The sequence below is a fragment of the Enterobacter cloacae complex sp. IR5402 genome (assembly GCF_049238125.1).
GTDB classification, from domain to species: Bacteria; Pseudomonadota; Gammaproteobacteria; order Enterobacterales; family Enterobacteriaceae; genus Enterobacter; species Enterobacter hormaechei_C.
On the sequence record NZ_JBMKHO010000031.1, the window covers coordinates 1 to 9426 of the forward strand.

The following is a 9426-nucleotide window of genomic DNA, read 5'->3' on the forward strand; positions in this document are numbered from 1 at the left end:
GGGGGGGGGGCACATGGCAACAGAAAGAATGACAATCGGTAGTGAGCCAGTTCAAATAACGGATGGTACGAATAGCGCACTGATATCTGTTTTAGACCCGGCATCAATCAGTTTTGCTGAGTCTGAAAACATTCCAGATACAGCAACAGGCGATTTTTTACGGGATAAAATGACCGTCCATCCTCCACTGAAAATTTGGGTTTGGAACTCTACCAGGAAACCAATTCCAATTGCAGTAACAAGGTGGTAGTTCTGCAAAACAAAAAGCAATACATCTGAGCTTAAAAAGCAGCCGATGAATGGATTACAGACACGGGCCAATGCCATTGCCGTCCAGGCGGCATTATCTTGAAGGGAATAACTTGCAATTGATAATCATTATCTTTTCGGGTCCTTTCCGGCGATCCGCCCTGTTACGGGGCGGCGTCCGCGCAGATTCTCGCTATTTATGAAAATTTTCTGGTTTATGCCATTTCCGTTCTTCTTCTTGTTTTCTCATTGTTTTTGTTGAAAACATCCTCTCTCCAGAAAGGAAATGCTAAGCATGGAAAACGGAAGTTAACCGTTGATTGTTTCCTTTCTCTGTTTTTGCCAGGAGTAAACCATGGAGGTTAACAAAAAACGCTTATCCGAAATCTTTGGGGTGAGCGTCCGAACGATTCAGAACTGGCAGGAACAAGGCATGCCGGTTGCCCGCGGTGGTGGCAAGGGTAATGAGGTTCTCTTTGAATCTGCTGCCGCAATCGAATGGTACAGTGCGCGCGATGCAGCCATAGAAAATGAAAAGTTGCGGAAGGAAGTTGAAGATCTCCGTATTGCTTCTGAGTCCGATCTTCAACCTGGCACGATTGAATATGAGCGACACCGACTTACGCGAGCTCAGGCTGACGCTCAGGAATTAAAAAATGCAAAAGAGTCCGCTGAAGTGGTGGAGACCGCATTCTGCACGTTCGTGCTGTCGCGGGTAGCCGGAGAAATTGCCAGCAATCTCGATGGAATACCTCTGTCGGTTCAGCGGCGCTTCCCGGAGCTGGAGAACCGACATATTGATTTCCTCAAGAAGGACATCATTAAGGCCATGAACAAAGCAGCTGCGCTGGATGAAATGATACCGGGGTTGCTGAGTGAATATATCGAACAGTCAGGTTAAGGGGCTGCAGCACTCTGCGCGGGCGGGGCTACGTTCGCTTTACCGGCCAGAACCGCAAACAGCGGTTGAATGGGCAGATGAGAATTACTATCTCCCGAAAGAGTCTGCCTACCAGGAAGGGCGCTGGGAAACACTGCCATTTCAGCGTGCAATTATGAATGCGATGGGCAATGACTATATCCGCGAAGTGAATGTCGTTAAATCTGCTCGTGTCGGCTACTCAAAAATGTTGCTCGGCGTTTACGCATATTTCATCCAGCATAAACAGCGTAACTCCCTAATATGGTTGCCAACCGACGGTGACGCTGAAAACTTCATGAAGTCTCATGTCGAACCGACCATTCGTGATATTCCGACGCTGTTGGCGCTTGCTCCCTGGTACGGCAAAAAACACCGGGACAATACGCTTAGCATGAAGCGTTTCTCAAATGGTCGTGGTTTCTGGTGCCTGGGCGGTAAGGCTGCAAAAAACTACCGTGAAAAATCCGTTGATGTGGCTGGCTACGACGAGCTTGCCGCTTTCGATGATGACATCGAGAAAGAAGGTTCTCCCACCTTTCTGGGAGATAAGCGTATTGAGGGTTCTGTATGGCCAAAATCCATTCGCGGCTCTACACCGAAAGTCAAAGGTACGTGCCAGATAGAAAGGGCTGCTAAGGAGTCAGAACATTTTCTTCGGTTCCATGTTCCATGCCCACACTGCGGGGAAGAGCAGTATCTGAAATTTGGCGATGAAGAGACACCATTTGGCTTTAAATGGTCTCCGGGAGAACCTTCCAGCGTTTACTACCTATGTGAACACAATGCCTGTGTGATTAAACAACAGGAGCTGGACTTCCTTGAGGCCAGGTATATTTGTGATGAAACAGGTATCTGGACGCGAGACGGCCTTAACTGGTTTGCTTCATCCGGTACTGAAATTGAACCTCCTGACAGCGTTACATTCCACATCTGGACCGCTTACAGCCCGTTCACAACTTGGGTGCAGATCGTCAAGGACTGGATAAAAACAAAAGGTGATACGGGTAAGCGCAAAACCTTCGTTAACACGACCTTAGGCGAAACGTGGGAACCGAAAATAGGCGAACGACCCGATGCTGAAGTTTTAGCGGAGCGCAAAGAGCACTTTGAAGCGTCTGTGCCGGAGCGAGTGGCATATCTAACAGCGGGTATTGACTCCCAGCTTGACCGTTACGAAATGCGTGTATGGGGATGGGGACCGGGAGAGGAAAGCTGGCTTATCGACAAAATCATCGTTATGGGTCGTCATGATGATGAGTCGACTCTCGCTCGAGTGGATGAGGCGATCAACAGGACATATAAGCGCCAGAACGGTCTTGAAATGGTTATATCCCGCACTTGCTGGGATATTGGCGGCATTGATCCCACCATCGTCTACAACCGCTCAAAAAAACATGGTCTGTTTCGTGTGATCCCTATAAAGGGTGCGTCGGTTTATGGAAAGCCGGTGGCGAACATGCCACGCAAGCGTAACAAGAGTGGCGTTTACCTCACTGAGGTAGGAACAGACACCGCAAAAGAGCAGATTTATAACCGTTTCACGCTGGTGGCGCAAAGAGACGAGCCGCTGGCGGGAGCGGTTCATTTCCCGAATAACCCAGAAATCTACGATCTAACCGAGGCCCAACAACTAACTGCTGAAGAGCAGGTGGAAAAATGGGTAGACGGAAAGAAAAAGATCGTCTGGGACAGCAAAAAACGACGAAATGAGGCGCTCGATTGCTTTGTTTATGCACTGGCGGCGCTTCGTATCAGCATATCCCGCTGGCAGCTAAATCTTGATTCACTTCTGGCCAGCCTGCTGGAGGAAGAAGGCAGCCGTAACAATAACAAGACCCTGGCGGATTACGCGCGGGCATTATCTGGAGAGGAATAATGGCAACACAGACTGAACTGGATGCCGCGCGCGCTGCGTTACATGACCTGATGATGGGAAAGCGCGTGGCGACGGTACAGAAAGACGGTCGAAGAGTGGAATTTACAGCCACATCAGTCAGCGATCTCAAAAAATATATTGCTGACCTTGAATCTCAGGTTGGTACCACATCACGACGCCGGGGGCCAGCAGGGTTTTACGTATGAAAATACCATCTTTAGTGGGACCTGACGGGAAAACATCCCTTCGGGAATACGCGGGATATCATGGTGGTGGTGGTGGCGGGTTTGGTGGGCAGCTGCGGGGCTGGAATCCGCCGAGTGAAAGTGCAGATGCCGCACTCCTTCCCAACTATTCTCGTGGAAATGCCCGCGCTGACGATCTGGTGCGAAATAATGGCTATGCAGCAAACGCCGTGCAGCTCCACCAGGACCACATCGTCGGGTCATTTTTCAGACTCAGTTATCGACCGAGCTGGCGCTATCTTGGCATCAATGAGGAGGATTCACGCGCATTTTCTCGGGATGTGGAAGCCGCCTGGAATGAGTATGCCGAAGATGACTTCTGCGGGATTGATGCTGAGCGCAAGCGAACCTTTACGATGATGATCCGTGAAGGTGTGGCCATGCATGCGTTTAACGGTGAATTATGCATGCAGGCGACATGGGACAGCGATTCAACGCGTCTTTTCCGTACTCAGTTCAAAATGGTCAGTCCGAAGCGTGTCAGTAATCCAAACAACATCGGTGATACCCGGAACTGTCGCGCCGGGGTAAAAATCAATAATAGTGGTGCTGCGCTGGGATATTACGTCAGCGATGACGGTTATCCTGGTTGGATGGCGCAGAACTGGACCTACATACCTCGCGAGCTCCCCGGAGGGCGCCCCTCTTTTATCCATGTCTTCGAACCGATGGAGGACGGACAGACACGTGGAGCCAATGCGTTTTACAGCGTTATGGAGCAGATGAAAATGCTCGATACCCTGCAAAACACCCAGCTCCAGAGTGCGATAGTGAAGGCCATGTATGCTGCCACCATCGAGAGTGAGCTGGATACGCAGACGGCGATGGATTTCATTCTCGGCGCGGATAATAAAGAGCAGCAGAGCAAACTGACGGGCTGGCTCGGTGAAATGGCGTCCTATTACTCAGCTGCGCCGGTTCGCCTGGGTGGGGCAAGGGTTCCACACCTGTTGCCGGGTGATTCTCTCAACCTTCAGTCGGCGCAGGATACCGATAACGGCTACTCGACTTTTGAACAGTCACTGCTGCGCTATATTGCCGCTGGGCTGGGTGTGTCGTATGAGCAGCTTTCGCGAAATTATTCTCAGATGAGTTACTCGACTGCGCGCGCAAGCGCTAACGAGTCATGGGCGTACTTCATGGGCCGTCGCAAGTTTGTGGCATCCCGACAGGCCTGTCAGATGTTTCTTTGCTGGCTGGAAGAGGCAATTGTCCGCCGCGTGGTCACACTTCCTTCAAAAGCCAGATTCAGCTTTCAGGAAGCGAGAACAGCCTGGGGAAATGCCAACTGGATCGGCTCAGGCCGCATGGCTATTGACGGGCTGAAAGAGGTACAGGAAGCCGTCATGCTCATCGAGGCTGGTCTCAGTACGTATGAGAAAGAATGCGCCAAACGCGGTGATGATTATCAGGAAATTTTTGCCCAGCAGGTCCGGGAAACCATGGAGCGTCGTGCTGCGGGTCTGAAACCACCGGCATGGGCCGCTGCCGCTTTTGAGGCTGGAGTGAAAAAATCAAACGAGGAGGAGCAAGATGGCGCACGAACTGCGTAATCTTCCGCATATCGCCAGTATGGCCTTTAATGAGCCGCTGATGCTTGAACCCGCCTACGCGCGGGTTTTCTTTTGCGCGCTGGCTGGCCAACTGGGCATCACCCGGCTGACAGATACCGTCTCTGGCATCACGCTTGACGCCGGACAAATAGCCGAACCGCTGGCGCTGTTTGGTGAAGATGATGACATGGATACCGGCACAAACTTTACTGCTGCTGGTTCTCTTATTCGTAACGGCTGTACCGTTATTGCAATGACCAGCCCTGTGCAGGTATTTCAGATTACCACCATCGGCAGCGCAACAAGTCTCACCGTAACGCCAGCAGCTAACCCAACTGTTCCCGCTGGAACCCGGTTTGCCATTCTTCTGAGCGACAGCCTGAGCGTGGATGGTCTGGCGCAGGATATCGCTGAAACCTTCACTATGTATCAGCGCTACATGAGCGGGTTCGCTGATGTAATGAACGGGACATCTGATGTCACCATCACTATCAACGGCACTGCCGTTACCGTGCCGGGTCAAAAATCTCTGGCGAAGAAAGGGGCTAACAGCGACATTACCAGCCTTTCTGGGCTGAAAACAGCTCTCAGCATTGAGCAGGGAGGGACCGGCGCAAAGAATGCTGCTGACGCTCGCACAAACCTCGGTTTAGGAAGTAGCGCGACGAGGAGCGCACTGGATTCTGAGATTGTTACCAATAGTGATACGAGTCAGATTCCCTCGCTAAAAGCTCTTGGCTTGGGATACGCTCGTCATATTGACAACTTCTCAAACACAAACATGCTTGGATTTGGTCGCTTCACAAGTCAAACAGCTAATAATCCTGCAAATACCAACGGTGTAGGGGTGCAGCTACAATATGATGGTGGTCCATCCACAGCATGGTTCGTTTGGACGAACGATGGGCAGGCATATATACAGACCAACCACATGCATGGTGCTACATATCAATGGAAAAAGGTTTACACGACTGCAAACACTATAATTGCATCTGATGGCAGCATAAAAACAGCATCACCTGTGGTTAAAGTATATTCTGATGGAACATACCAGACCAATGACGAATCTGAAGGCTGCACTGTAACTCGTCTTTCCCTAGGGGAATATTTGATTGAAGGAAGCGAAGGTCTAAATTCAGACGCTGCTTGGGGCGGAATTGATGGTGGTTTTGACATCCCCACTGACCGCAACAAGCAGCCCCTGATCTGGCTCGATTATCATGTTCATGCTGACGGTTCAGTATTAGTGAAAACCTATCACCGTACGCATTCAACCGCTCCAGAATTTGCCAGAAACGAAATACAGGGCATTAACGATGGAGATCCGATAGACATACCTTCTGACCAATTTGTCTCAGTACGTGTTCAGATGCCGCAGGAAACTATCTGATATAAGCATAAAGATATAGCTGAAGGCCCTATTGATTGGCTGATGAAACATTAAATCTTCATTCATTTTCAGGCGAGTACCTTTCCAGCAGGTTGTCCGAAGTACAGTATTTGTCTTTTGGCTTTGATTAACTTAAACCATCATACAATCTATATTTACAGGAATTATGGCAACATAAAATCATTACCACCTCACTTATTAAGTGAAGCCGCAAAATGTAACGGAGTGGCAATGAACAATCAAAACGCCCAGACATGGCAAATTTTGTCTGGGCTTGAGATGCTAAAGATGTTCAATAATATACTTTGTGACTATTTCCGCGCCGTAAATAGAAAGATGCCCGCCATCTGTATAAATAGGTTCTCTTTTGTAAATTATCTTACACTGAGAATTATCACAAAGAGCATCATTAGGGTCTATAAATCTAACATTTTTAATATGAGCCAATTTATTTTGTAGGTAAAGGTTTATATCTACATTTTCTTTCTTCTGCCATTCTTGACAGTTAGAGATCAACCTATATCCTATAAGGCTTTCACCAGTCAGGCAACCGAAGCCATCAACTCTTGCTGGTTGGGGACGACCTATTATGAAATACATACGCTTGTCGCCGCCATCCTGAATAACCGATAAAATTTCACTTAACACTATGGTGTAATATGAATCTTTATCTTTTTTAATTGGCGTATCCCCCCCTTTTTTTATAAGGATTCCATCGTAAATATCCCAGGAGCTTGCAAACACAAGGGGTGCTTGTGGTTCCTTATCCATAAGAGCTTTTAATTTTGTATATTCTTCAGAGCATGAAGTGTCTTCTTTATTATTTAAGTACCTTGAATAATTAGGAAATATTAGGCAGCCATGATCAAAAAGAGCTGCTGCTTCTACTTCATGTTCATCAAATGACTTAGCATATTGCAAACCAAAACTATCGCCAGTTATGATGTAATCAAATTTACTTTCGCTAGAATTTATATAGAATACCTTATTAGAAGGATAATCAGCTCCACCATAGTATTTTTTATGGAATTCTTGGTTGGTGATTCTGTACTGTTCCGGAACTCTGCTTGTATATCCATTATTTGTTATTACCAACAAGCAAGATGCAAGACATGCGAAAAATGTTATTGGAAGTTTTTTATTTGATTTAAAAGTCTGCAAGGATATATTTAAAATAAATGAAAGGGCTAAGGTAACAAAAGCGTACCATGCAAAGTTAATATCCAGACTGATTTTGCGAATAAATACTAAAAGAGGCCAGTGGACCAAATAGGCTTCATATGATATCGTACCGATGTATTGTAAAGGCTTCAAATCAAAAAAGCGTAAAGTAGCATTTGAATATATACACAGGAATGCCCCAAAAACCGGAATTATTGCCATTAACCCTGGCCATGGCGTTTCTTTATTAATTATGAATAAACTTGTAATTATTATTGAGAGACCCGCAAGACTCAGTGTTCTTTTCAAAATTTTCAGAGGAGGTATGATATATACTAATCCTCCAGCAAGCATTGCCCAGGCTCTAGTAGGAAACATAAAATAACTTGCTTCAGCAGAATTATAAGTGCCATATAGAGATGCAAAGAAAGAAAAAATAAAAAGTACAAGGATAGAATGTTTGGCCGCTTTCAAACCCAATGTCTTTGAAACAGCTAACAACAATAATGGATATACAATATAAAATTGCCACTCAACAGAAAGAGACCATGTGTGTAAAAGAAAATTATTAACAGAAGAGTTGTCAAAATATCCTGATCTTGACCAATAAAGGAAGTTTGAAATGAATAGTATGCTACTTGCAACATCCTTACCCATTTCATAAAAATCTGAAGGCTTGATAAAAAGCCAGCCAATCAATATGGTGATTAAACATATAATTGTCAATGCTGGGATTATTCTCCTGGCACGTGCCAGATAGAATCTTTTTAAACTGAAGTTATTTTCGTCGATTCCAGATAAAATTATTTTTGTCATTAGATAACCAGAAATGACGAAGAAAACATCCACTCCAGCAAAACCACCCGGGAGGTAGTCGCTATTAAAATGAAAAATAATTACCGCTAAAACAGCAAGAGAACGCAAAGCGTTTATGTCTTTTCTAAATTCCATAGCAAAAGGTACCTGTTTTTTGAACCGGGGGATGATAGCACAAAGGGCTAACTGCATCATCATTGATTTCAGTATTAGGGCACCGCAACTCCGTAGACGACAAGGAATTTTCTCCAGCTTCAAAGAAATATTGGTTCGTGACTTATCAGATGCGTTATTACCTACCACATCCTCCAATCTTTCAACTAGTTATCAGATGTGTTGATGAGCAGTCACTGAAGGAGACTGTCACTAGAAGTACTACCCACCTTGGTGAGAGTTAGAAATTCGTACGTTTTAAAGATTGCTCTGCGGCAGCCATGCCGATAACTTCACCTGATTTTTTTGCAGAAAATATTGGGTAAAAAATATGCAAATTGGCTACGTAAGGGTATCAACAAATGACCAAAACACAGATCTTCAGCGACAAGCACTCGAACGCGCAGGATGTGAACAGGTTTTTGAGGAAAAAATGAGCGGGACGGTAGCGAACCGGCCAGTGCTTAAAAGGCTTCTTCGAACGCTGAATGAGGGCGATACGCTGGTAGTGTGGAAGCTGGATCGCCTCGGGCGAAGCATGCGAAACCTGGTACTGCTGGTCGACGAACTCCGGCAGCGCGGCATCCACTTCAAAAGTCTTACGGACAGCATCGACACTTCCAGCCCAATGGGGCGTTTCATATTCCACATCATGTCGGCTCTGGCCGAAATGGAGAGGGAGTTAATCGTGGAACGCACCCGGGCAGGACTGGCGGCAGCTCGTGAGAAGTGGCGGATAGGTGGCAGGCGTCCGAAGTTAACCCCGGAGCAATGGGCGCAGGCTGGCAGGCTGATCGCAAACGGAGTGGACAGAAAGCAGGTGGCGATTATTTACGACGTTGCGGTGTGCACGCTGTATAAAAAATTCCCGGCCACCAAATTTATCAATAATTTACTCACTGAAGAAAATTTATAGGCAATATCGGGATTGAACATTTTTATCATCAAAATAAACTGTATATAAATACAGTGTGCGCCGGGAGACCGGTAAAGATCAAGGGGTGAAAGTCCCCGACCAGTGAAGGACCAGCAATCCACAGGGTCCCCGAGTCATGCGTTGT

General features: G+C 46.8%; 8 protein-coding genes. 6 read left to right on the plus strand and 2 right to left on the minus strand.

The genetic code is table 11. The features are described from left to right. Positions 1 to 51: 51 nt before the first annotated feature. Complete coding sequence (locus ACOTXL_RS23635; RefSeq protein ID WP_040092035.1) at positions 52 to 327, minus strand: hypothetical protein; 276 nt, start codon at positions 325 to 327, stop codon at positions 52 to 54. 277 nt (positions 328 to 604) lie between these two features. On the opposite strand from ACOTXL_RS23635, the gene ACOTXL_RS23640 reads away from it, so the two are divergent. The 5 genes from ACOTXL_RS23640 to ACOTXL_RS23660 are packed head-to-tail and all read left to right on the plus strand — an operon-like array spanning position 605 to position 6235. Continuing rightward, positions 605 to 1150 (plus strand): terminase small subunit, encoded by a 546-nt coding sequence (locus tag ACOTXL_RS23640; RefSeq protein ID WP_045351218.1) that lies wholly within the window; start codon positions 605 to 607, stop codon positions 1148 to 1150. Further along, positions 1125 to 3047, plus strand: a complete 1923-nt coding sequence (locus ACOTXL_RS23645) for a phage terminase large subunit family protein (protein ID WP_045351219.1) — start codon at positions 1125 to 1127, stop codon at positions 3045 to 3047. Before ACOTXL_RS23640 ends, ACOTXL_RS23645 begins: the two co-directional genes overlap by 26 nt. Continuing rightward, the gene (locus ACOTXL_RS23650; RefSeq protein WP_000235410.1) at positions 3047 to 3253 is read left to right on the plus strand and encodes a phage head-tail joining protein; all 207 of its coding nucleotides are present in this window, start codon (positions 3047 to 3049) and stop codon (positions 3251 to 3253) included. The genes ACOTXL_RS23645 and ACOTXL_RS23650 overlap by 1 nt, the downstream gene beginning before the upstream one ends. Next, a complete protein-coding gene (locus tag ACOTXL_RS23655) occupies positions 3250 to 4845 on the plus strand; it encodes a phage portal protein (RefSeq protein WP_045351220.1) in 1596 nt (531 codons plus the stop codon). The genes ACOTXL_RS23650 and ACOTXL_RS23655 overlap by 4 nt, the downstream gene beginning before the upstream one ends. After that, the gene (locus ACOTXL_RS23660; RefSeq protein ID WP_228041330.1) at positions 4826 to 6235 is read left to right on the plus strand and encodes a phage tail protein; all 1410 of its coding nucleotides are present in this window, start codon (positions 4826 to 4828) and stop codon (positions 6233 to 6235) included. Before ACOTXL_RS23655 ends, ACOTXL_RS23660 begins: the two co-directional genes overlap by 20 nt. Before the next feature lie 282 nt (positions 6236 to 6517). On the opposite strand, the gene ACOTXL_RS23665 is transcribed toward ACOTXL_RS23660, so the two are convergent. After that, on the minus strand, positions 6518 to 8410 hold the full coding sequence (locus ACOTXL_RS23665) for an acyltransferase family protein (protein WP_052686701.1): 1893 nt from the start codon (positions 8408 to 8410) through the stop codon (positions 6518 to 6520). Between the two features lie 286 nt (positions 8411 to 8696). Here ACOTXL_RS23665 and ACOTXL_RS23670 point away from each other — a divergent pair, with 286 nt between their 5' ends. After that, positions 8697 to 9281, plus strand: a complete 585-nt coding sequence (locus ACOTXL_RS23670) for a recombinase family protein (RefSeq protein WP_045351221.1) — start codon at positions 8697 to 8699, stop codon at positions 9279 to 9281. Positions 9282 to 9426 lie beyond the last annotated feature (145 nt).